Source organism: Paraburkholderia edwinii (genome assembly GCF_019428685.1).
GTDB classification, from domain to species: domain Bacteria; phylum Pseudomonadota; class Gammaproteobacteria; order Burkholderiales; family Burkholderiaceae; genus Paraburkholderia; species Paraburkholderia edwinii.
Genome location: NZ_CP080095.1, coordinates 4443484 through 4465672, shown reverse-complemented (window position 1 = coordinate 4465672; position 22189 = coordinate 4443484). Strand labels below are relative to the sequence as shown.

At 62.8% G+C, this 22189-nt stretch carries 19 protein-coding genes; 7 read left to right on the top strand and 12 right to left on the bottom strand.

Annotation, left to right across the window (positions count from 1 at the left end; genetic code table 11):
- Positions 1 to 133: 133 nt before the first annotated feature.
- The gene (locus KZJ38_RS19830; protein WP_219797858.1) at positions 134 to 1363 is read right to left on the bottom strand and encodes an argininosuccinate synthase; all 1230 of its coding nucleotides are present in this window, start codon (positions 1361 to 1363) and stop codon (positions 134 to 136) included.
- A gap of 199 nt (positions 1364 to 1562) precedes the next feature.
- Positions 1563 to 2492: an ornithine carbamoyltransferase gene (gene argF / locus KZJ38_RS19825; protein WP_219797857.1), complete on the bottom strand. Its 930-nt coding sequence runs from the start codon at positions 2490 to 2492 to the stop codon at positions 1563 to 1565.
- Between the two features lie 526 nt (positions 2493 to 3018).
- On the opposite strand from argF, the gene KZJ38_RS19820 reads away from it, so the two are divergent.
- Positions 3019 to 3354 carry a DUF3579 domain-containing protein gene (locus KZJ38_RS19820; RefSeq protein ID WP_075155917.1) on the top strand — a complete coding sequence of 112 codons (336 nt, stop codon included), beginning with the start codon at positions 3019 to 3021 and terminating at the stop codon, positions 3352 to 3354.
- A 190-nt stretch (positions 3355 to 3544) separates the two neighbouring features.
- Here the strand turns inward: KZJ38_RS19820 and rpsT are convergent, their stop codons facing one another.
- Positions 3545 to 3823, bottom strand: coding sequence for a 30S ribosomal protein S20 (gene rpsT, locus KZJ38_RS19815; RefSeq protein ID WP_219797856.1), 279 nt, complete (start codon positions 3821 to 3823; stop codon positions 3545 to 3547).
- Positions 3824 to 4206: 383 nt separating this feature from the next.
- On the opposite strand from rpsT, the gene murJ reads away from it, so the two are divergent.
- Positions 4207 to 5757 (top strand): murein biosynthesis integral membrane protein MurJ, encoded by a 1551-nt coding sequence (murJ, locus tag KZJ38_RS19810; RefSeq protein WP_219797855.1) that lies wholly within the window; start codon positions 4207 to 4209, stop codon positions 5755 to 5757.
- 5 nt (positions 5758 to 5762) lie between these two features.
- Entirely contained in the window at positions 5763 to 6605 is an 843-nt protein-coding gene (locus KZJ38_RS19805) for a SirB1 family protein (protein WP_219800487.1), read from the top strand.
- A 228-nt stretch (positions 6606 to 6833) separates the two neighbouring features.
- Here KZJ38_RS19805 and KZJ38_RS19800 read toward each other — a convergent pair whose 3' ends face one another.
- The 5 genes from KZJ38_RS19800 to lpxK form a co-directional block, all read right to left on the bottom strand.
- Entirely contained in the window at positions 6834 to 7592 is a 759-nt protein-coding gene (locus KZJ38_RS19800) for a 3-hydroxyacyl-CoA dehydrogenase (protein WP_219797854.1), read from the bottom strand.
- Between the two features lie 266 nt (positions 7593 to 7858).
- Positions 7859 to 8524 carry an adenylate kinase gene (gene adk / locus KZJ38_RS19795; RefSeq protein WP_219797853.1) on the bottom strand — a complete coding sequence of 222 codons (666 nt, stop codon included), beginning with the start codon at positions 8522 to 8524 and terminating at the stop codon, positions 7859 to 7861.
- Positions 8525 to 8892: 368 nt separating this feature from the next.
- A complete protein-coding gene (gene kdsB, locus KZJ38_RS19790; protein WP_219797852.1) occupies positions 8893 to 9711 on the bottom strand; it encodes a 3-deoxy-manno-octulosonate cytidylyltransferase in 819 nt (272 codons plus the stop codon).
- 20 nt (positions 9712 to 9731) lie between these two features.
- Positions 9732 to 9935, bottom strand: a complete 204-nt coding sequence (locus KZJ38_RS19785; protein ID WP_075155923.1) for a Trm112 family protein — start codon at positions 9933 to 9935, stop codon at positions 9732 to 9734.
- On the bottom strand, positions 9916 to 10932 hold the full coding sequence (gene lpxK, locus KZJ38_RS19780; RefSeq protein ID WP_219797851.1) for a tetraacyldisaccharide 4'-kinase: 1017 nt from the start codon (positions 10930 to 10932) through the stop codon (positions 9916 to 9918). The genes KZJ38_RS19785 and lpxK overlap by 20 nt, the downstream gene beginning before the upstream one ends.
- Before the next feature lie 606 nt (positions 10933 to 11538).
- Between lpxK and xseA the strand changes: the two genes are divergently transcribed.
- The 3 genes from xseA (at position 11539) to KZJ38_RS19765 (ending at position 16650) form a co-directional block, all read left to right on the top strand.
- Positions 11539 to 12918, top strand: a complete 1380-nt coding sequence (xseA, locus tag KZJ38_RS19775) for an exodeoxyribonuclease VII large subunit (protein WP_219797850.1) — start codon at positions 11539 to 11541, stop codon at positions 12916 to 12918.
- Between the two features lie 477 nt (positions 12919 to 13395).
- Positions 13396 to 13974, top strand: coding sequence for a superoxide dismutase (locus KZJ38_RS19770; protein ID WP_219797849.1), 579 nt, complete (start codon positions 13396 to 13398; stop codon positions 13972 to 13974).
- Between the two features lie 726 nt (positions 13975 to 14700).
- Positions 14701 to 16650 (top strand): PAS domain-containing sensor histidine kinase, encoded by a 1950-nt coding sequence (locus KZJ38_RS19765; RefSeq protein ID WP_219797848.1) that lies wholly within the window; start codon positions 14701 to 14703, stop codon positions 16648 to 16650.
- Between the two features lie 26 nt (positions 16651 to 16676).
- On the opposite strand, the gene KZJ38_RS19760 is transcribed toward KZJ38_RS19765, so the two are convergent.
- From KZJ38_RS19760 to clpP, 3 genes are all read right to left on the bottom strand, one after another.
- Positions 16677 to 17297, bottom strand: coding sequence for a LysE family transporter (locus KZJ38_RS19760; RefSeq protein ID WP_219797847.1), 621 nt, complete (start codon positions 17295 to 17297; stop codon positions 16677 to 16679).
- Positions 17298 to 17543: 246 nt separating this feature from the next.
- Positions 17544 to 18944 carry an NYN domain-containing protein gene (locus KZJ38_RS19755; protein WP_219797846.1) on the bottom strand — a complete coding sequence of 467 codons (1401 nt, stop codon included), beginning with the start codon at positions 18942 to 18944 and terminating at the stop codon, positions 17544 to 17546.
- A 223-nt stretch (positions 18945 to 19167) separates the two neighbouring features.
- A complete protein-coding gene (gene clpP, locus KZJ38_RS19750; RefSeq protein ID WP_219797845.1) occupies positions 19168 to 19827 on the bottom strand; it encodes an ATP-dependent Clp endopeptidase proteolytic subunit ClpP in 660 nt (219 codons plus the stop codon).
- A gap of 303 nt (positions 19828 to 20130) precedes the next feature.
- On the opposite strand from clpP, the gene KZJ38_RS19745 reads away from it, so the two are divergent.
- Positions 20131 to 20943 carry a sigma-70 family RNA polymerase sigma factor gene (locus KZJ38_RS19745; RefSeq protein ID WP_219797844.1) on the top strand — a complete coding sequence of 271 codons (813 nt, stop codon included), beginning with the start codon at positions 20131 to 20133 and terminating at the stop codon, positions 20941 to 20943.
- Here the strand turns inward: KZJ38_RS19745 and KZJ38_RS19740 are convergent.
- A complete protein-coding gene (locus KZJ38_RS19740; protein WP_219797843.1) occupies positions 20899 to 22173 on the bottom strand; it encodes an EAL domain-containing protein in 1275 nt (424 codons plus the stop codon). The genes KZJ38_RS19745 and KZJ38_RS19740 overlap by 45 nt on opposite strands.
- Positions 22174 to 22189 lie beyond the last annotated feature (16 nt).

Sequence of the window (22189 nt, the reverse complement as noted above, 5' to 3'; positions counted from 1 at the left end):
GTGAGACCCAAAGCAAAAGCGCCGATGCACATTCGTGCATCGGCGCTTTTTCGATTTCAGCCCCGGTTTAACGCAAGGCCAAACCCCGGGCCAAACCCAAGGCCAAACCCAAGGCCAAACCTAAACCCAAGAATCAGGCCCCACGCTTACGACGCGCATTTTCCGCAATCCGCATCCGCAGCGCATTGAGCTTGATAAAGCCGCCGGCGTCCGCCTGGTTGTACGCGCCGCCATCATCGTCGAAGGTGGCGATGGTCTTGTCGAACAGCGTCTCCTTCGAGTCGCGCGCGACAACCGACACGCTGCCCTTGTACAGCTTCACGCGCACCCAGCCGTTGACCTTTTCCTGCGTATGATCGATCAGCACCTGAATCGCGCGGCGCTCCGGGCTCCACCAGTAGCCGTTGTAAATCAGCGAGGCGTAGCGCGCCATCAGGTCATCCTTCAGATGCGCGACTTCACGGTCGAGCGTGATCGATTCGATGCCGCGGTGTGCCTTCAGCATGATCGTGCCGCCCGGCGTTTCATAGCAACCGCGCGACTTCATGCCCACATAGCGGTTTTCGACGAGATCAAGGCGACCGATGCCGTGCTTGCCGCCGAGGCGGTTCAGTTCGGTCAGCATGTCAGCCGGCGCCAGGCGCTTGCCGTTCAGCGCTACCGGGTCGCCATGCTCGTACTCGATATCGAGAAATTCGGGCTGATCCGGCGCCGCTTCCGGCGACACCGTCCAGCGCCACATGTCGGCTTCGGCCTCGGCCTTCGGGTCTTCGAGGTGACGGCCCTCGAACGAGATGTGCAGCAGGTTCGCGTCCATCGAATACGGCGCGCCGCCTTGCTTGTGCTTCATATCGATCGGAATGCCGGCTTTCTCCGCGTAGGCGAGCAGCTTCTCGCGCGAGAGCAGATCCCATTCGCGCCACGGCGCGATCACCTTGATGCCCGGTTCGAGCGCGTAGTAGCCGAGTTCGAAGCGGACCTGGTCGTTGCCCTTGCCGGTCGCGCCGTGCGACACCGCTTCGGCGCCCGTTGCACGTGCGATTTCGATCTGGCGCTTCGCGATCAGCGGACGCGCGATCGACGTGCCGAGCAGATACTCGCCTTCGTAAATCGTATTGGCGCGGAACATCGGGAACACGAAGTCGCGCACGAACTCTTCGCGCAGGTCGTCGATAAAGATGTTGTCCTGCTTGATGCCGAGTTGCAGCGCTTTCTTGCGCGCCGGTTCCAGCTCTTCGCCCTGACCGATGTCGGCCGTAAACGTGACGACTTCTGCGTCGTAGTTGTCCTGCAACCACTTCAGGATGACGGAGGTGTCGAGGCCGCCCGAATAGGCGAGCACGACTTTCTTGATATCGCTCATGATGGACTCGTAGCTGGAAGACTAGTGCGCGCCGGCGGCCCCGGTGCGCGGAAAAACGCTATTTTGACACTAAACCGGCCGATGTCCCGCGTTTTGGACGGGCGGCGGCGAGCAAGGGGAACATTAGAGGAACATAAGCGGCACATCGGAGGCACGCTGCGGTAACGCCAGCGTGCGCTCGCAGATTAGCGCTCAAGCATTAGTGATTGAGCTTCCCAAGCAGCAGAAACTCCATCAGTGCTTTCTGCACGTGCAGACGATTTTCCGCTTCGTCCCACACGACGCTTTGCGGCCCGTCGATCACTTCCGCGCTGACTTCTTCGCCGCGATGCGCGGGCAGGCAGTGCATGAAAAGCGCGTCCTTATTGGCGCGCTCCATCATCTCGGCATCGACGCACCAGTCTGCGAACGCTTTCTTGCGCGCTTCGTTTTCCGCTTCGAAGCCCATGCTGGTCCAGACGTCAGTGGTGACGAGGTCGGCGCCGGCGCATGCTTCATGCGGGTCGTCGAATTCCTGGTAGAACGGCGCACTTTCGGACGCGACGACTGCGCGGTCGAGCTTGTAGCCCGGCGGCGTGGACAGACGCAGCTTGAAGCCGAGAATCTGCGCGGCTTCGATCCACGTGTACAGCATGTTGTTCGCGTCGCCGACCCACGCGACCGTCTTGTCGCGGATCGGCCCGCGATGCTCGTAATACGTGAAGATATCGGCCAGCACCTGGCACGGGTGATATTCGTTGGTGAGACCGTTGATGACCGGCACGCGCGAATTTTCGGCGAAGCGCTGGATGATGTCCTGGCCGAACGTGCGGATCATGATGATGTCGACCATCCGCGAGATCACCTGCGCGGCGTCTTCGATCGGCTCGCCGCGGCCAAGCTGCGTATCGCGCGTGCTCATGAACACCGCATGGCCGCCGAGCTGGAAGATGCCCGCTTCGAACGACAGTCGCGTGCGCGTCGAGTTTTTCTCGAAGATCATCGCGAGCGTGCGGTCGTGCAACGGGTGATAGGTTTCGTAGTTCTTGAACTTGCGTTTCAGAATGCGTGCGCGTTCGAGCACATATTCATAATCGGCTAGCGAGAAGTCCTTGAACTGCAGATAGTGGCGGATAGTTTTGGCGGTCATGAAACAAATACGGCGGGTTCACCCGGCTTGAAAAGCCGGACGGCGCCGCCGTCGTTTGTGATAAGTCAATGCAGCATAAAGGATTTTCCCAGGTTTGACGAGTCAGCCGGATGGACGATCGGCCATATGGCCAATCACCTCGACAGTGAGAAAAATTGTTGCTGTATCGTTCGCGAAAGTCTTGTGTGCAGTGCGGAAAGAGGCTCGCTGCGATATAATCCGTAGGTTTTTCAAAGCCCAGCAGGCAGGCTCCATGCTTGCGGAACACGGCTTGCGAACAGGGCGCAGCGTAAGTGCCCCTTGGCGCGGACTTCCACGCGCCATGAAGTTGCGATGAACGTTTCGGGCGTATCGTACGTAACAGAGTTACGTAGCTGAGTTACGTAATTGGGTTGCGTCACGGAGGTACGTAACGGAGTTACGCAACCGGGGTACGCATAACGTGCGCGTACAGATCCTCGCGTGGTCGTGTTTCAGGTAGCTTTTCCGTTGGCGCTCCGCTGGGCAGTCACACAGGGTTTCCTACATGGCCGACACACCCCCAACCGAGTTCTTCATTCAAGGCATCACCAGCACGGGAAAGAAGTTTCGGCCGAGCGACTGGTCGGAGCGTCTTGCGGGCGTGATGTCGGGTTTCGGTCCGGGGGCGAGGGGGCCGAATGCGCGCCTGCAATATTCGCTGTACGTCCGCCCTACGATCCTTGGCGACCTCAAATGCGTGATTCTCGATTCGCGCTTGCGCGATATCGAGCCGATGGCGTTTGACTTTGTGATGAACTTCGCCAAAGACAACGACCTCGTCGTCACTGAAGCGTGTGAATTGCCACCGCACCACGGGACGCAACAAGGCAGGACGTTCTAACAATCAAGCCCGACCCAATCCGAACCCGCATGGCGGGTTTTTTTATGCCCGAGCCGTATCGGCCAATTCTCTTGCGGCCGACGATGGTCAACAAAAAGCGGCCAACAAAAAAGCCCGCCGAGGCGGGCTTCAATGTAGCAGCGGAAACAGGAAACAACCCGCATAGCGCGGGTTGGCAGGACTTGCGAATTTACTGTGCTGCGGGGGCTTGCAGGCCCTTGACGGCTGCAGCCAGGCGGCTCTTATGACGAGCGGCCTTGTTCTTGTGAACGATTTTCTTGTCGGCAATGATGTCGATGGTTTTCGACGATGCCTTGAACACTTCAGCAGCCTTCGCTGAGTCGCCGGCTTCGATTGCCTTGCGCACGGCCTTGATTGCCGTACGGAACTTCGAGCGCAGCGCCGAGTTATGCGAGTTGGCCTTGGCGGCCTGACGGGCGCGCTTGCGTGCTTGTTTGGTGTTAGCCATGACGTGGTTCCTTATCCTGTTCCTGTTTCCAGTGCCGACCCCTTCGACCGGCCGACGGCCGATCCGGATACCCGGCGCTGCTTCTGGATTCAACCCGCGGAAGCGATTGCCCGCGAGCGTTGATCTGATTCAGATTACGACAACAATGCGAAGACTGGCCTATGCCGACGCTGTGCCGCGCCGTGGGACCTTGTGGCGGGCAGGCAAAGAAGGCAAGCAAGCTTCGAAACGGACGATTATAGCAACAGAACCGCCCAACTGACAAGCCGCGCAATTTCCAGCCGAAATCACGCTTGCGCCGCGAACGTCCTGCGCGCGGATGGGTCCGAATCGCGTTCTGACACCCTCTTTCGTCCCGGACGGACCCGTATAATAAGCGCCCCATGAATCTATTCCGAGCCCTGTTGACGGTCAGCGGCTTCACGCTGCTGTCCCGCGTGACCGGACTGGCCCGCGAGACGCTGATCGCCCGTGCGTTCGGCGCCAGCCAATTCACCGACGCGTTCTACGTCGCCTTCCGCATTCCGAACCTGCTGCGCCGTATTTCGGCCGAAGGTGCGTTCTCGCAGGCATTCGTGCCGATTCTCGCCGAATTCAAGAACCAGCAGGGCCACGACGCAACGAAAGCGCTCGTCGATGCAACGTCGACTGTGCTTGCGTGGGTGCTCCTCGTCATATCGCTGCTGGGCGTGGTCGCCGCGTCGTGGGTCGTGCTCGTCGTCGCGTCGGGCCTGCGCACCGACGGCGACGCCTTCCCGCTTGCGGTCACGATGACGCGGATCATGTTCCCGTACATCGTTTTTATTTCGCTGACGTCGCTCGCATCGAGCGTGCTCAACACGTACAAGCACTTCTCGATGCCCGCGTTCGCGCCGGTGCTGCTCAACGTTGCGTTCATCTTCGCCGCCGTGTTCGTCGCGCCGCATTTGCGCACGCCCGTCTATGCGCTCGCGTGGGCCGTGATTGCCGGCGGCATCCTGCAATTCATCGTGCAGCTGCCGGTATTGAAGAAGATCGACATGCTGCCGCGCATCGGGCTCAATCCGATTCGCGCGCTCGCGCATCGTGGGGTGAAACGCGTGCTCGCGAAGATGGTGCCATCGATGTTCGCGGTTTCTGTTGCGCAGATCAGCCTCATCATCAACACGAATATCGCGTCGCATATCGGGCCGGGCGCGGTGTCGTGGATCAATTACGCGGACCGGCTTATGGAATTCCCGACCGCGCTGCTCGGCGTCGCGCTCGGCACGATCCTGCTGCCGAGTCTGTCGAAAGCACACGTCGACGCCGATACGCATGAGTATTCGTCGCTGCTCGATTGGGGCTTGCGCGTCACGTTCCTGCTCGCCGCGCCGAGCGCGATCGCGCTGTTCTTTTTTGCCGAGCCGCTCACAGCGACGCTCTTTCACTACGGCAAGTTCGACGGCAATGCGGTCGTGATGGTGGGGCGCGCGCTCGCCGCTTACGGTGTCGGTCTCGTTGGCCTGATCTTGATCAAGATCCTCGCGCCGGGCTTCTATGCGAAGCAGGACATCAAGACGCCGGTGAAAATCGGCATCGGCGTCCTGATTTTCACGCAGGCGTGCAACTATGTCTTCGTGCCGATTTTCTCGCACGCGGGGCTCACGCTGTCGGTCGGGCTCGGCGCTTGCATGAACGCGTTGTTTCTCTTTATCGGCTTGCGGCGGCGCGGCATCTATATGCCGTCAGCAGGGTGGACGCGCTTTTTCGTGCAACTGTTCGGTGCGTGTCTCGTGCTGGCAGGCGTGATGCGGTGGCTTTCCGCGAGCTTCGACTGGATCGGCATGCACGATGCGCCGTTCACGCGAATCGTGCTGCTCGGCGCATGCCTCGTTCTGTTTGCCGCGCTATATTTCGGTATGCTGTGGCTGATGGGCTTCAAATACGCGTATTTCAGAAGGCGAGTGAAGTGATCACGATGACGCGGGTTCTCGACTATTTCAGCACGCTTGTCGCCGAGGACGAAAGCCTTCCGCTGACGGAAGCGGCGCTTTCGCTCGCGCAGGACGCCTACCCCGATCTCGATCTGCAAGGCACGCTTGCGGAGATCGACGAACTGGTCCTGCGTCTGCAGCGGCGCATGCCCGACGATGCGGACGTCAAGCAGAAAGTCGGCATCCTGAACCGGTTCTTCTTTCGCGAACTCGGGTTTGCGGCCAACGTCAACGACTATTACGATCCCGACAACAGCCACCTCAACGTCGTGCTCAAGCGGCGGCGCGGTATCCCGATCTCGCTCGCCGTGCTGTACCTCGAGATCGCAAGCCAGGTCGATATTCCGGTGCGCGGTGTATCGTTTCCCGGGCACTTCCTGTTGCGTGTAACGACACCCGAAGGCGATGTGATGCTCGATCCGACGAGCGGGCATTCGCTGTCCGAATCCGAAATGGTCGAGATGCTCGAGCCGTATGTCGCGAAGGCCGGCGACTCGGTCGGCCGCGCGCTGCGCATGCTGCTGCAGCCCGCGACGCGGCGCGAGATTATCGCGCGCATGCTGCGTAACCTGAAGTCGACGTATCTGCAGACCGAGCGTTGGCAGCGTCTGCTCGCGGTGCAGCAGCGGCTCGTGATTCTGCTGCCGGAAAGCATCGAGGAAGTGCGCGACCGTGGCTTTGCTTACGCGCGGCTCGACTATCTGCGGCCCGCGCTCGAAGACCTCGAGCGTTATCTCGGCGACCGGCCCGATGCGGACGACGCAACCGTCGTGGAATCGCAGCTCGAGGAAATTCGCCAGCGCACGCAGCACAACGATCGGGACTGACGGCCGCGATGGATGGTGCCAACTGAAAGGCGTGTGCGGCATACGGCGCGCGGCGCGTTCTGTCACACGAAAACGCGAAGAATACGAAGGCTTCGAAGCAACGAAAGCACCAAAGTGCGCAAAGAACAAAAGCCTGCTAGCGAAACATTTTCGCCGGCAGGCTTTTCTTTATGCGTCGCGACAGCGCATCGCGATCGCCATATCCAATACGACAGCGACTCCGTACGTTTACTTCGGCTGCATGCGAATCGCGCCATCGAGACGAATCACTTCGCCATTCAGCATCGGGTTATCGAAAATCTGCTTCGCGAGCAGCGCGTATTCGATCGGTTTGCCCAGACGCGGCGGGAACGGCACCATCGCGCCGAGCGAGTCCTGCACTTCCTGCGGCATGCCGAGCAGCATCGGCGTTTCGAAGATGCCGGGCGCAATTGTCATCACGCGGATGCCGTTGCGCGATAAGTCGCGCGCGACCGGCAAGGTCATGCCGGCGACACCCGCCTTCGATGCCGCATACGCGGCCTGGCCGATTTGACCGTCGAAAGCCGCAACGGACGCCGTATTGACGATCACGCCGCGTTCGCCGCCCGCATTCGGTTCGAGCTTCGCCATCGCGGCCGCGGCGAGGCGAATCATGTTGAACGTGCCGATCAGGTTGATTGCGATGGTCTTCGAAAACGCGTCGAGCGAATGCGGGCCGTCCCTGCCGACGGTCTTCATGGCCGGTGCAACGCCCGCGCAATTGATCAGCCCGCGCAGCGCGCCCAGCTTCGCCGCGGCGTCGACCGCTTGCACCGCATCGTCTTCGCGCGTGACGTCGCATTTGACGAACACGCCGCCGAGTTCCTTCGCGAGTTGCGTGCCGGCTGCCTCGTTCAGATCGGCGAGCACGACCTTGCCGCCGTTTTCGGCGAAGAGGCGCGCGGTGGCCGCACCGAGACCGGATGCGCCGCCGGTGATCAGAAATGCGTTGTCGCGGATATCCATACAATCTCCTTCTACCGGTTTGCCGCGGCCGATGCCGCGACTGCGTGTCAAGCAACGATTGTATCGGGTGCGGTTCGCGCGTAAAAGGCAGGCACGGCATCTCACCGGCCCAGCGACTCACGTCAGTAATCACCGTGACGATGATTCGGATGTCTGATCAAACGGCTGCCGCAGTCTCCGAACCATCGCACAAACAAAAACCGCCCACTAAGGGGCGGCTTTCTAAAAACGCTGTGCGGAAAGGGTGGTGCGCAAGCGCTACGCTTTTACTTCAATGCATCGAATACGCGCGTGCGAATTTCATCGACCGTGCCGAGCCCCGAGATACGCCGATACGCCGGCGCCTTCAGCGTCGTGGATGGATCGCCTTTCTGCGCCCAGGCCTGGTAGTAGTCGATCAGCGGTTTCGTCTGCGCGACATAGACATCCAGACGTTTGCGCACGGTTTCTTCCTTGTCGTCGTCGCGCTGGATCAGCGGCTCGCCGGTCACGTCGTCGACGTTCGCGACCTTCGGCGGATTGAACTTGACGTGATACGTGCGGCCCGACGGCGCATGCACGCGGCGGCCGCTCATCCGCACGATGATCTCGTCGAACGGCACGTCGATCTCGACCACGTAGTCGATCGCGACGCCCGCCTGCTTCATCGCTTCGGCCTGCGGCAGCGTGCGCGGAAAGCCGTCGAACAGATAGCCGTTCTTGCAGTCCGGCTCGAGCAGGCGTTCCTTCACGAGGTTGATGATCAGTTCATCGGTGACGAGTTCGCCGGCATCCATATAGCGCTTCGCTTCGATGCCAAGCGGGGTACCGGCCTTCACCGCAGCGCGCAGCATGTCGCCCGTCGAAATCTGCGGAATGCCGAACTTGTCCTTGATGAAGTTTGCCTGGGTGCCCTTGCCCGCTCCGGGCGCGCCCAACAGGATCAAACGCATGCGATATCTCCAGATCTCTATGTAAATTCTGTTCGGCGCGCAGCGCACCCGCGCTTATCACGCTGCTTCGATCGCTGCCTGGTCCGCAGCTTCGCCCTTAAGCCATCTCGCCGGATCGACGCAGACCACGCGCCGCGCTGCTCGTCACGCGCGATACGCGACGGCGCTGCAGCATACGATGGTGGACTGCACAACGAGCGGACAAGCGGGACATATTTGGCAACTGCGGTGGCAACTGCAGTGGCAATCGCGATGGCAACGGCAGTGGCAACCGCTACATCATCCGCGATGGCGACTGCCATTGCGAACCGCAATAGCGAACGGCCTTGCCGGTGGTTCGCTAACCGTCCCGATTATGCCATGGGTTTTTACACTGACGACCCGAAAAGCGCCTGCACGCGCGCCAGGTCGGCCGGTGTATCGACGCCCGGCAGCGGCGTATCGGGCGTAACGAGCACCGCGATCCGTTCGCCATGCCACATCGCGCGCAGCTGCTCGAGCGCCTCGGTCTGCTCGATCGGCGAAAGGGTCAGCGACGGAAACGTACGCAGAAATTTCGCGCGGTACGCATAGAGGCCGATATGCCGGTAGACCGTCGCGGACGCAGGCGGCGCGGGCATCGCGGCGAGATTGGGCAACTGCGCGGGCGATTGCGGTTGCCACGCATCGCGTGCCCAGGGAATCGGCGCGCGCGAGAAGTAAAGCGCAACGCCGCGTGCGTCGAGCACGACCTTCACGACGTTCGGATTGAACACTTCCGTGGGATCGCTGATCGGATGCGCGGCGGTTGCGATCGCACAGCCTTCGTTTACTGCGAGGTGCGACGCAACGCCGCGCACGAGCGCCGGATCGATCAGCGGTTCGTCGCCTTGCACGTTGACGACGATCGTTTCGTCGCTCCATCCATGCTGCACTGCGACTTCGGCGAGCCGGTCGGTACCGGACGGATGATCGGCGCGCGTCAGCATCGCGTCGAAGCCGTGTTCGCGAGCGGCCTCGAGCACCTGCGGTGAATCGGTTGCGATCAGCACCTGCTGCGCGCCCGACTCGCGCGCGCGTTCAGCCACGCGCACGACCATCGGCTTGCCGCCGAGGTCGGCGAGCGGCTTGTTCGGTAAGCGGGTGGAAGCGAGACGGGCCGGAACGACGGCGATGAAGGGCGGGGCGGCGACAGACGAACCGCTCATGGAACTGCCTGGCCGGCTGCTCACGCAACCGACCCCGGGTTGAGATCGACGGGTGTGCCTTCGACGGTCTGCCGCGCCTCTTCGACGAGCATGACGGGGATGCCATCACGAATGGGGTAGGCGAGCTTGTCGGCGTTGCAGATGAGTTCTTGCGCCGAACGATCGTAGCTGAGCGGGCCCTTGCAGATCGGGCAGACGAGGATTTCAAGCAGACGGGCGTCCACGGAGTTTCTCCACAACGGATTCGATAAGGCGATGATCGAGCGCGGCTTCGACCGGAACGACCCAGATTCGCGCGTCACGCCAAGCCCCTAATTTTACCGCATCCTTTTCGGTAACCAGGATCGCATCGGCCTCGACATCGGCAAATGGATTGGCGGCGAACGCGTAGTGGTCGGGTAATGCGCGCGTATCGGGCGCAATGCCGGCCGCGCGCAGCGTGGCGAAGAAGCGCTCGGGGGCGCCGATGCCTGCCGCGGCCAGCACCCTGACACCGGTGAATTGCGCAAGCGGCCGGCGCAGATGCGGATTGTCGAGATGCCACGCATCGCCGGGCGTCAATTGCAGCGCGTACGTATTGGGCCAGGGCGGCAGCGTGCGTTCGTAGGGGCTGTTGACGAGCGTCGCATCGCGGCGCCGCGACAGCGATTCGCGCAGCGGACCGGCCGGCAGCAGAAAACCGTTGCCACCCAAGCGATGATCGAACACGACGAGTTCGACGTCGCGCGCGAGACGATAGTGCTGCAGTCCGTCATCGCTGACGATCACGTCGACGTCGCGATGCGCGGCGATCAATGCCCGCGCGGCCGCGACGCGGTCGGGGCAGACCCACACCGGCACGCCGGTGCGGCGCGCGATCAGAAGCGGCTCGTCGCCGGCTTGCGAGACTGCCGACGCGGAGGTCACGGCGGTCGGCGTGCGCACGCGCGCGCCGTAGCCGCGCGATACGACGCCGGGCGTGAAGCCTGCCGCGCGCAGCGCTTCGACGAGCGCGATGACAGTCGGCGTTTTGCCGGTGCCGCCGACGGTGACGTTGCCGACTACGACGACCGGCACGCCGACGTTGACCCGCTCGAGCCAGCCCGCCGCGAACGCGCCGCGGCGCGCGGCCGCGATGGCGCCGAACACGCAGGCCAGCGGCGACAGCACCCAGGCGAACGGACCGCGCCGCTGCCACTCGCGCGCGATGGTGGACTCGATGCGAGTTCGCAGTTCGTTCATTCGTATTGAGTTACCGCCGGACGGCGCGAGCGCACGCCGCACGTGAGCGCGCATGTGAGCGGCAGGCAAGGCGCGCGTGACACGGTGAACGGGGTCGGCATCGACAGGTTTCTCCAGGCAATTCTGATTGCAGCGAACCGCGGACGCGGACCACAACGGCACCGCGTGCGTACGTACCGGCAGCGGGACCCGGCACTCTATCGCGCGAAGCCGCGTCGCGGCAAGTCGGCAGCAATAGCATCGACCACGCCAGCGGCCGTTTTGCGACCGCCGGCGCTACCCGGCGCACCTGTGGATAACTTTGTGGAGAACCTGCCCCGCATTCAACTGCAAGCACCGCCGTCCAAGCCTCGCGCCGGGCTAGGTATACATTTAAGAGATAAAAAGTCCATAAAAATCAGCAACCTATCTCGAATTCATTGGGCTTTCCGGGGCGTTTTCGACCCCTCTTGTTTAGTATCCCGACATGTGGACACTTTTAACAACGTGACTAACCCGATCTCTTGAAGGGTGGACGCGGCCGGCCACTCGGTCTATCGTCTGTTCGGCCTAAGGAAACTGCCCCGATTACCGCGTTTCGTCTACCCGATCCAATCCGAACATCGCATGAATTCAGATAGTCCCTTCGCTTCATCCATCCCGAGCGGCGCCGATGCCGTCGTGCCGGTGTCCGTATTGAACCGCGCAATCGGCACGATGCTCGAGCGCTCGTTTCCGCTCGTGTGGGTATCGGGCGAAGTGTCGAACTTCACGCGCGCCGCCAGCGGCCACTGGTACTTCTCGATCAAGGATGCCCAAGCGCAGATGCGCTGCGTGATGTTCCGCGGCCGCGCGCAGTACGCGGAGTTCACGCCGCGCGAAGGCGATCGCATCGAGGTGCGCGCGCTCGTCACGATGTACGAGCCGCGCGGCGAATTGCAGCTCAACGTCGAAGCGGTGCGCCGCACCGGTCAGGGGCGCCTGTACGAAGCGTTTTTGAAGCTGAAGGCACAGCTCGAAGCCGAGGGCCTCTTTGCCGCCGAGCGCAAGCGGCCGCTGCCCGCGCATCCGCGCTCGATCGGCATCGTCACGTCGCTGCAGGCGGCCGCGCTGCGCGATGTGCTGACCACGCTTTCGCGTCGCGCGCCGCATATTCCGGTGATCGTTTATCCGGCGCCGGTGCAAGGTGTGGGCGTGGGCGCGAGGCTCGCGGCGATGGTCGAAACGGCGAACGCGCGGCGCGAAGTCGACGTGTTGATCGTGTGCCGCGGCGGCGGATCGATCGAAGACCTTTGGGCGTTCAACGAGGAAGTGCTCGCGCGCGCGATCGCGGCGAGCGAGGTGCCAGTCGTGAGCGGCGTCGGTCACGAAACGGACTTCACGATTGCCGACTTCGCCGCCGATGTCCGTGCGCCGACGCCGACCGGCGCGGCTGAACTCGTGAGCCCGCAGCGCGTGCTGTTGCTACGCGATCTCGACCATCGGCACGCCGCACTCGCGCGCGGCTTCGGCCGCATGATGGAGCGTCGTGCGCAACAGCTCGACTGGCTTGCGCGACGTCTCGTGTCGCCGGCTGAGAGGCTCGCGCGGCAACGTACGCATTTGCATCAGTTGAGCGTGCGGCTCGCGTCGGCAGGCGCGCGACCGGTTCGCGACGCGCGTGCGCGCTTTGCCTTGCTGCGCATGCGCTGGCAGCGCTGGTGTCCGGACGTGACCGTGCACCGCAGCGCATTGGCCCGACTCGACGAACGCTTGCGCAATGCGTTCGTGCGGCGGCATGAACGCGATGCCGCGCATATCGCGGCGCTCGCCGCGCGGCTCGAAGTGCTGAGTCCGCAACGCACGTTCGAGCGCGGATATGCCGCGCTACTCGATGCGCAAAACGGCCGCGCGGTGCGTGCGCCGACGGCCCTGAAACCGGGACGCCGCCTGACCGTGCATCTCGCGGAAGGCTCGGCGGACATTGCGCTATCCGATGTGCAGCCGCGTCTGACGGAAGGGTTCTAGGCGCGCGTCAAGGCGGGGCTTTAAGGCGCGCTGGAAGCGCATCGGTCCAAAGTAGATTTGACCTTGTCGCCATGCTCAAGCAAGAAGCAATTGCACTCATTACGCCGATTCATATATCGCGCGAATACGCGAACGAAATGTCACGGAAGCGTTGGAGACAGGCGCGGATATAACGCCCATGAAGTCCCGGATAGAACGCCGATAGGACTGCAATAGCGGCCCGGGTACGCCGCTTGATACTGACTCGATGCAACGCCGGATTGCAGATGCCCTGCGATCGGCCTGCGGCATCGCGCGACGTTCAGACCTGCGGTTGCGTTCGCGCGCGCCGCGTGAATTCCGTAAGCCGGACCCGCAATTGATATCCCCCTGGTCAAAAGACCGTTGGTTTGCGGGGTTATCCCAACTCGCCTACAATCCATTGCTCTACAAGCGTTGTCCGCAGACTTCCCCATAAACAGATAGAAGGAAAGCACCATGGAACATCAGCTCCCGCCTCTGCCGTTCGCGAAAAACGCACTCGCGCCGCACATGTCCGAAGAGACGCTCGAGTTTCATTACGGCAAGCATCACCAGACCTATGTGACTAACCTGAATAATCTGATCAAGGGCACCGAGTACGAAAATCTGACGCTTGAAGAAATCGTCAAGAAATCGTCGGGCGGCGTGTTCAACAATTCGGCTCAAGTGTGGAATCACACGTTCTTCTGGAATAGCCTGAAGCCGCAAGGCGGCGGCCAACCGACCGGCGCGCTCGCAGAAGCGATCAACAAGAAGTGGGGTTCCTTCGACAAGTTCAAGGAAGAGTTCACGAAGACGGCAGTCGGCACGTTCGGCTCGGGCTGGGCCTGGCTTGTGAAGAAGCCGGACGGCTCGCTCGACCTCGTCTCGACGAGCAATGCGGCCACGCCGCTCACCACCGACGCGAAGCCGCTGCTCACGATCGACGTATGGGAACACGCGTACTACATCGACTATCGCAATGCACGTCCGAAGTTCGTCGAAGCATACTGGAACATCGTGAACTGGGACTTCGCAGCGAAGAACTTCGCCTGAAGCAGTTCGTGATACGGCAGGAACAGTAGCAGTCGCATCCGGTCCCGCCCGTTTGTTCGCATCACCTCGTGTGGCGAATGATCTTTAGTGGCGTAGCGAAGCGACGTAGTGAAAATGAAAGCCCTCCCTTGCGAGGGCTTTTGTTTTTGTATTCGTATGTTGTCCGTACCCATCCACGCCAATAGATCCGGCCACCGGCAATAGCGGGTTACGACCATTGCGACCGCTATGCCGCTGTCATCGTGATGTCGTCGTTCTGTGTGTTGCGGTTTCGCGTTTCACGAAGCATCGTTTCCTGTTTGAATGCATTGTTATACATGTAGACGCGTCGCCCGTTTGCGTGCGTTACCGCACTCGGCGTGCGTGCTTGATGATGGAAAAATATGCCAGTACACTCATTCGCGACGCGATGACCGCAGCGAGGCGAGGCAATGCAAAGAGGCCTTCGCGACGACGGTTTATCGGCGTCCGGTGTCTTGAGGCGTGATGCCCATCGCGCTGCCGCCGTCCGAGGTCAGGCGGCACAGCCGCGCGGTCCGGGCTCGCAAGGTTCGCGCCGCGCGCGCAAGGAATGCGCGCAATCACTGAGGTCTCTTAAGGGTTGTCGGCATCTGCGACGCGAACGGTCTCGCGTGTCGGCATGCCGGGTCATGGTGCCGTCGTGGCGTCCGCAACATTCGATCTATTAACGCCGGTGCGCTCTACTAACTATCGTGGCCTGAGTCAATGACACCCGAACTCGATTCACTCAATCTGCTCGACACGGCGCCCGCACTGATCTGGAACGGCTCACCTGATGGCGGCGCGGCGTCGCTCAATGCAGCGTGGACGCGTTATACGGGCAGGCCTCTGACCGAGTTGCTCGGCTTCGGCTGGCAGCGGCTGTTGCATCCCGACGACCTCTACTGCGTGCAGGAAGGCTGTGCGCGCGCGCATGGCGGCAACGCCGACCGGCGCATGCACGTGCGCATTCTCGACGCGAGCGGCTGTTATCAGCGGTTTCTCGTCAGCATCAGCGCGAATGACGCGAACGGCGCGGACCACGGGGTGGACCATGATGCGCCCGGCGGTTTCGCGGCCGCGGCGATCCGCTTCGCTGAATGCCGCGCGGACGAGCCAGCGCATGGCACAGGCGAACGCGATCTGCGCTTTCCGTGGGGCCATGTGCCCGTGATGGTCTGGAGTACCCAGGCAGACGGCTACCTCGATTTCGTCAACGACCGTTGGGTGCGCTTCACCGGCATGACGCTCGACCGCGCGCAAGGTTGGGGCTGGCAGGAAGCCGTGCATCCGGACGATCGCGAGCGTTCGATGCAGGTGTGGCGGCAGCTGCTCGTTAGCGGTGTCGAAGGTTCGTGCGAATTCCGGCTCGGCAACGACGGGCGCGGCTATCGCTGGTGCATGTCGATCGTGAAGCCGCGGCGCGACGCATCGGGGCGCATCGTACGCTGGTACGGCGCGATTCTCGATATCGAAGACCGCAAGCGCGCCGAAGACGCATTGCGGTTGAGCGAAGCGTATCTGACCGACGCGCAGCGCCTGAGCCATACCGGCAGCTTCGCGCTGAATCCGCATACCGGGGCGCTTTTCTGGTCCCACGAAATGTATCGACTCTACGAATACGAGCGCGGCACGAAGATCGATCTGGATGCCGTATTCGCGCGCACGCATCCCGACGATATCGACGAAGCGACGCGTGCGTTCGAGCGGCTCGGCGCCGGCGATCATGAAGTCGACACCACGCATCGGCTGATGATGCCTGACGGTCGAGTCAAGGATATTCGCCTGCTTGCGCACCCTGTCGACTACAAGGGCGGCAAGACCGAGTATGCGGGCGCGGTCATCGACATCAGCGAAGCGAAGCAGGCCGAACGGCGTCTGCAGCAGGCGCACGACGACCTCGCACACGCGACGCGTATCGCGACACTCGGCGAACTCACCGCATCGATTGCGCACGAGGTGAGCCAGCCGCTCGCGGCCATCGCCGCGAACGGCGCGGCCAGTTTGCGTTGGCTCGCGCGCACCGAGCCGGACGTCGGCGAAGCGTGGCTCGCGGTCGAGCGGATGATCAAGGATGCGCAGCGCGCGACCGATGTGGTCCGGCAACTGCGCGCGCTCGCGCGCAAGGACGGCACCGTGCGCAGGCTCGACGACGTGAACCGCATCATTCAGGACACCGTGCTGCTCGCGCAGCCTCAGCTATCGAAGAGTCGCGTCGTGCTGAAGCTCGAGCTGTGTCCGCAACTGCCGCGCGTCGAAGTGCATGCGGTGCAGCTGCAGCAGGTGCTGATCAACCTGATGACGAACGGCAGCCAGTCGATGGACCGCGTCGACGGCGCGCGCGTGCTGACGGTGATCTCGTCGGCGAGCGTGGACGGCGGCGTGCGTGTGGTTGTGCGCGACGTCGGCACCGGCATCGCGGCGAACGATCAGGAAAAGCTTTTTTCGCCGTTCTTCACGACCAAGCAGGACGGCATGGGAATGGGGCTGTCGATTTGCAAGACGATCATCGAAAGCCACGGCGGCACGATCACGGCCAGCAATAACGCGGGACCCGGCGCGCAGGTCGTGGTCGAACTGCCGGGCGCCTTCCGGCCCGAACGGTACACGAGCGCGCGCACCCGGAAAGCGGATAACCCGAACCTCTCGAGTCTGATGGGTGGCGGCACGCCATAAAGGTTGTGCCACGCGGTATGGTGTGCTTACCGGTCGAGCGCGAGCTTTGCTCCGAGCGCGATCAGAATCGTGCCCATCGCGCCGTCAACAACCTTGCGGATGCGGCCGTAGCCGTTCTGCACGCGCTGCATCGAAAACACGATGGCCATCGCGTTGAACCAGCCAAGCGATACGAGGGTAACCACGGCGACCGTCGCCGCATGGACCCATGACGGCGCATGCGCGGGCAACACGGTGACAAACAATCCGCCGAAAAATGCCGCGCCTTTCGGATTGGTCAGGCCAACCAGGAGTCCGCGGCGATACGCGCCACGCATGCTGGATGCGGCCGCAGCGCTCGCTTCGAGCTTACCCGCCGGCTGACCCAGACCGGCGAGCATCCTGATGCCGAGATAGATCAGATAAAGCGCGCCGGCCACGCGGATCGCGCCGTAGAGCCACGCGAGTTGCGCGAGGATCAGGCCGAGCCCGAAGATCGCGAGCGTCGCCCATAACGCATGCGACGTCGCAATGCCGCACGCGGCAGAGAGTCCGGCGCGGCGCCTCGCCAACGCCTGCGACGTAACGGCCATCAGGTCGGGCCCAGGGCTCGCGCACGCGAGCAGCATGACGCCGGCCACCAGCGCGAGTTGAGGGAGATAGCTCATTGAAACGATGCCTTCTTGATGACGCTTGTGCGGTTGATGTCTTGCGGTTGAGCACGGGTGAAGACCTGGAAACCGCAACGGCGCGCGCGTCGAGTGTTGAAAACTGCATTGCAGAAGCATCGCGAATCTAGCACACACGGTACCGACGCGCGCAACGCGGGCCGCGTCAGACTCGCCTGCGCCGCGCGTGCCACGCGCAACCGACATTGCATTGCGCTTTCCGCGACGTCAGATCGTGCGTGACGATCACTCCGCGCCCGCGGCCGTCGTGGCCTTGCGCGGCCGCCGTCCGCGAGACGTCGACTTGCGTGCGGTTTTGCCGGGCTTTCCGGTTTCCGCGCTCCCGGTTCCGGCAGCGGAAGCGGCGACTTCGTGTTGGGATTCGTGCGCTGCGTCCTGCTCGTGCGAAGCCTCCGCAAGAAACGGCAACTCCGCATTGACGGGCCCCGCCGATTCCGCCGCCTGACCGCCGCCTTCGGCCGATCCCTTCTTTGGCTTCTTCGCTTTTTTCGCGGCCGGTTTGCGTTCGGTGCGTTTCCGGTTGCGACCGCCGGCATGGTCAGCCGGTGCTTGCCCCGCCGCGGCGCGTGCGCCTGGTACGTCTCGTTCGTCCCGCCCATCCTGCTCGCGAGACTCCAGCTCTTCTGCATCGGCCGCTGCTTCGGCAGACGCCGCAAGCGTCGCCTGCGGACCATCGATGACCTCGCGCAGCACCTCCACAGCGGCTTGCGATTCGCTTTCGCCGCGGCTCGCGCGCTCGCCACCGAACTCACGGACCGCCTCGACCGCGGACTCCACCGCCGTCTCGCCCGCCGGCCCCGCTACCACGTTGCGATACACATAAGTGCCTGACTTCTCGTCGCGCCCAACTTCGAGCAGACCACGCGCCTGCGCTTCTTCGAGCAGATTGCCGAACGCGCGAAAGCCGTAATACGTTTCGTTGAAATCGGGCTTGCGCCGTTTGATCGCATTTTTCAGCACCGACGCCCAGATCTTGCCGCTGTCGCCGCGTTCGGTCGCAAGCGCATCGAAGGTCTGCACGGCGAGATCGATCGCCTTCGTCTTGCGCGTATCGAGATCTTCCTTGCGCTGCTTGTCGCTGTCGGGCGCGCGCTTCGCCGATGGTTGCGGCGCGCGTGCCGCCTCGCGTTTGGCGGCGGCGCGCTGGCTTTCGCGGACCAGGTCGTCGTAGAAAATAAACTCGTCGCAATTCGCGGTGAGCAGGTCGGATGTCGAACGCTGCACGCCGACGCCGATCACCTGTTTCGCGTTCTCGCGCAGTTTCGATACGAGCGGCGAGAAGTCCGAATCGCCGCTGATAATCACAAAGGTGTTCACGTGCGACTTCGTGTAGCACAGGTCGAGCGCATCGACGACAAGGCGGATATCGGCTGAATTCTTGCCCGATTGCCGCACATGCGGAATTTCGATCAGCTCGAAATTCGCTTCGTGCATGGCCGCCTTGAAGCCTTTGTAACGCTCCCAGTCGCAATACGCTTTCTTGACGACGATGCTGCCTTTGAGCAGCAGACGCTCGAGCACGAGCTTGATATCGAATTTTTCGTACTTTGCGTCGCGCACGCCGAGCGCGACGTTTTCGAAGTCGCAGAACAGCGCCATGCTGACGGTGTCGAAAGATGACGCCATGTGGTTTTCTCCATTGGAATGCTTGCCCGCTTTACATGCCCTGCCTGCAAAGCCGCGGTAAGAAACAGAGAAAGTATTAGATCGCACGCGACACGGCCACGGCAAGCATTGATCGACAAAAAAGCCCTCGCGGCGAGGGCTTTTGTCCATTTATTGCAGTGGCGGTCGCGTTTTCGCTGAAACCGGCATGAGGCAGCCGCGATCGGTCGGTGCTGGCGTGCACCTACAGCGCGTTTGCGTTCTCCTTGTGCGCGAGCGCCGCGCGGGTTTCGAGCACATCGTCGATCAGCCCATACGTTTTCGCAGCGTCGGCGGACATGAAGTTGTCGCGGTCGGTGTCCGCTTCGATCTGCGCGACGGTTTGGTCCGTGCGCTCGGCAAGCAAAGCGTTGAGCCGCCCACGCAGATAAATCACTTCCTTCGCCTGGATCTCGACGTCCGACGCTGTGCCCTGGCTGCCGCCCGACGGTTGGTGGATCATGATCCGCGCATTCGGCAGCGCGTAGCGTTTGCCTTTTGCGCCTGCGGCCAGCAGAAACGTGCCCATGCTCGCAGCAAAGCCGGTGCATAGCGTCGACACGTCGGGCTTGATGAACTGCATCGTGTCGTAGATCGCGAGACCGTCATAGACGGAGCCGCCTGGCGAATTGATGTAGAACGCAATATCCTTATCGGGGTTCTCCGATTCGAGAAACAGCAACTGCGCGACGATCAGGCTTGCCGACTGTTCGTTGACCGGGCCGACCAGAAACACGATGCGTTCGCGCAGCAGCCGCGAATAGATGTCGTAGGCGCGCTCGCCGCGGCCCGACTGTTCGATGACGGTCGGCACGAGGTTAAGGCCGGAGGGGGAAGCTGACAGGGTGGGGTAGCGCACGTGCATGAGGTCCTCGCTGAGTCCATAAGAGAGTGGCAGGGCCGCGCACGCGTTGAGCGCGGATCCTGTCAGCGAAGACGCGTCCGTGCGAGTGAACGTGACGAAGAATATTTTTTCGAGCGGCTGTCACAGGGCGGCGAGGTCGAGCGTCTACAGGTAGCGGGGCGCGGCGCAAAAGGTCCGGACAAGGGTCCCGACAACGATCGAGGAGCATGACGAATGAATGACGATGCGCAACGGACGGAGGCGGACGACATGCACGGGACAGACGGGACGAGTCATTTGAGCGGAATGGAGGAGGACGCGAGCATGGACGGTACCCCGTCCCCATCCGACGCAAGCTTCGAAGCGCTGCGCCGCAAACTCGTCGCACACGCGCAGCGCATGCTCGGCAGCCGCGCCGAAGCCGAAGATGTCGTGCAGGACGCGTGGCTCAAATGGCACGGCGCATCGCCCGCAGACGTCCGCTCGCCCGACGCATGGCTCACCACCGTCACGACGCGCCTCGCGATCGATCGCCTGCGCCGCTTGCGGATCGAGCGCGCCTCGCATGTTTCCGGGAAGCTGCCGCAATCGTGGCTCGCCGACGCGCTCGCCCCCGCCGCCGACGAACCCGCATCTCACGCATCGGACATGTCGTACGGCGTCATGCTGCTGCTCGAGCGCCTGAAACCCGACGAGCGCGCGGCATTCGTGCTGCACGAAGCGCTCGACTGCGACTACGCGGAAATCGCCAAGATCCTCGCGAAGACGCCGGTTCATTGCCGGCAGATCGTGCATCGTGCGAAAGAACGCTTGCGGCGCGCGGGCGCGCCGTCGAAAGCGGCGGACCCGGCCGAGCATGCGCGGCTCGTCGAGCGCTTGCGCGCGGCAATCGACGCTCAGGACCGTATCGAACTCGTGCGCCTGTTCCGCGTCAGCGTGCAGATCGAGGAAGACGGTGGACGCGTCGACGGTACGTCGACGAACACAACCTCCGCATCGGCGATATCGATGCTCAGCGCGCAAGTGCCGCCGCCAGAATTCAGCCTGTCCGCCGTCCGCCGCCTGCTGCGGCAAATCGCAAATCAGCCGGCGTCATGGACGCGGTGCGGCGCCGTCCCAGTTGATATCGACGCATAGCACCTGCATGCCGCGCGCGGTCTGCGAGGCGATCGACGCGGTCACGCACAGGTGCGCCTCATTGATCGACAGATAAGGCGGCGTGAGTTGCACATGTCCCGGCGCGCGCACCGCCTGGATGAAATAGGGCCGCCGTTCCCAGCTTGCGCCCTCCGAATGCAGCAGCGGACGGAAGCGTTTCGCGCGCTGCGAAGCGCGCCCGCTCGGCAGCACGTTGTCGCCGATTTGCCGGCCCGAGCCATCGAGCAGGAAGCAGCGCGCGGTTTCGCGCAAGGCGAGCAACGGTGCGGCGGCGGTCGCCATCGTCGCGCCGTCGGCGAGTTGCGTGCTCGCCTGTTCGAGCGCGGCGACGAACGGCGCGAGCCGTTCGGCCTGCGCTTCTCCGCGCGATGCCACGCGCTTGCGCAGCGCCGCGGACAGGTCGTCCATCAGGCTGACGGCCACCTGCGGCTTCACGGGTTCGACGCTCGGACACGCGAAGAATCCGCCCTGCACGAAATCGACATTGCATTCGAGCGCGATCAGCGCGTCGTTCTCGGTGGTGAGGTTGCCCATCAGCACGAGTTGCCCCGATTCGTGCAGCAGCGACACGATGCCGGGCAGCACGCGCTCGATATGCGAATGCTCGGTGGCCTGCGCGAGAATGCCGCGGTCGAGCGTGACGATATCGGGTCGCAACGTCCAGACGCGGTCGATATTCGAATGCTTCGCGCCAAAGCCGTCGAGCGCAATCAGAAAGCCCGACTTGCGCAGCGCGTCGATGATCTCGGCAAAGCGCGTGGTTTCGCCGCCCGCCTGCTCACTGACTTCGAGCACGACACGTTGCGGCGGCAACCCGAGCGCCTTGAGGCCGGCGAGCAGCGCGTCGCCATAGCTCATATCCATCAGCGCGGCAGGATGCAGGCTCAGGAAGAGCCACTCGTCGTGGCTATCGAATGCGTTGAAATTGCCGAGGTGCAAGGATTCGGCAAGCCGTCCGAGCTCGAGCAGATCGCCGCGCCGCGCGGCCTGCGTGAACACTTCGTGCGATGGCACCTGCATCGCGTTTTCGTCGTGTACGCGCAGCGACGCGTGATAGCCGATCGCGCGGCGATGCGACACCGAAAACACGGGTTGAAACACGCTGAACACGGTATATCCGCCGTAGCGGACCGTGCGGCGGGACCCCTCCTCCCCCGCGACAGGGCGCGGCGGCTGAAAACCGGGAGGGTCGAGTTCGACCATGCTCATCGTGTCGATCATTTGC

What these genes read in the sequence shown, in the direction of transcription:
- KZJ38_RS19830 (WP_219797858.1), bottom strand. Translation starts at nt 1,363, where the DNA reads ATGAGCGATATCAAGAAAGTCGTGCTCGCCTATTCGGGCGGCCTCGAC.
- argF (WP_219797857.1), bottom strand. Translation starts at nt 2,492, where the DNA reads ATGACCGCCAAAACTATCCGCCACTATCTGCAGTTCAAGGACTTCTCG.
- KZJ38_RS19820 (WP_075155917.1), top strand. Translation starts at nt 3,019, where the DNA reads ATGGCCGACACACCCCCAACCGAGTTCTTCATTCAAGGCATCACCAGC.
- rpsT (WP_219797856.1), bottom strand. Translation starts at nt 3,823, where the DNA reads ATGGCTAACACCAAACAAGCACGCAAGCGCGCCCGTCAGGCCGCCAAG.
- murJ (WP_219797855.1), top strand. Translation starts at nt 4,207, where the DNA reads ATGAATCTATTCCGAGCCCTGTTGACGGTCAGCGGCTTCACGCTGCTG.
- KZJ38_RS19805 (WP_219800487.1), top strand. Translation starts at nt 5,763, where the DNA reads ATGACGCGGGTTCTCGACTATTTCAGCACGCTTGTCGCCGAGGACGAA.
- KZJ38_RS19800 (WP_219797854.1), bottom strand. Translation starts at nt 7,592, where the DNA reads ATGGATATCCGCGACAACGCATTTCTGATCACCGGCGGCGCATCCGGT.
- adk (WP_219797853.1), bottom strand. Translation starts at nt 8,524, where the DNA reads ATGCGTTTGATCCTGTTGGGCGCGCCCGGAGCGGGCAAGGGCACCCAG.
- kdsB (WP_219797852.1), bottom strand. Translation starts at nt 9,711, where the DNA reads ATGAGCGGTTCGTCTGTCGCCGCCCCGCCCTTCATCGCCGTCGTTCCG.
- lpxK (WP_219797851.1), bottom strand. Translation starts at nt 10,932, where the DNA reads ATGAACGAACTGCGAACTCGCATCGAGTCCACCATCGCGCGCGAGTGG.
- xseA (WP_219797850.1), top strand. Translation starts at nt 11,539, where the DNA reads ATGAATTCAGATAGTCCCTTCGCTTCATCCATCCCGAGCGGCGCCGAT.
- KZJ38_RS19770 (WP_219797849.1), top strand. Translation starts at nt 13,396, where the DNA reads ATGGAACATCAGCTCCCGCCTCTGCCGTTCGCGAAAAACGCACTCGCG.
- KZJ38_RS19765 (WP_219797848.1), top strand. Translation starts at nt 14,701, where the DNA reads ATGACACCCGAACTCGATTCACTCAATCTGCTCGACACGGCGCCCGCA.
- KZJ38_RS19760 (WP_219797847.1), bottom strand. Translation starts at nt 17,297, where the DNA reads ATGAGCTATCTCCCTCAACTCGCGCTGGTGGCCGGCGTCATGCTGCTC.
- KZJ38_RS19755 (WP_219797846.1), bottom strand. Translation starts at nt 18,944, where the DNA reads ATGGCGTCATCTTTCGACACCGTCAGCATGGCGCTGTTCTGCGACTTC.
- clpP (WP_219797845.1), bottom strand. Translation starts at nt 19,827, where the DNA reads ATGCACGTGCGCTACCCCACCCTGTCAGCTTCCCCCTCCGGCCTTAAC.
- KZJ38_RS19745 (WP_219797844.1), top strand. Translation starts at nt 20,131, where the DNA reads ATGGACGGTACCCCGTCCCCATCCGACGCAAGCTTCGAAGCGCTGCGC.
- KZJ38_RS19740 (WP_219797843.1), bottom strand. Translation starts at nt 22,173, where the DNA reads ATGAGCATGGTCGAACTCGACCCTCCCGGTTTTCAGCCGCCGCGCCCT.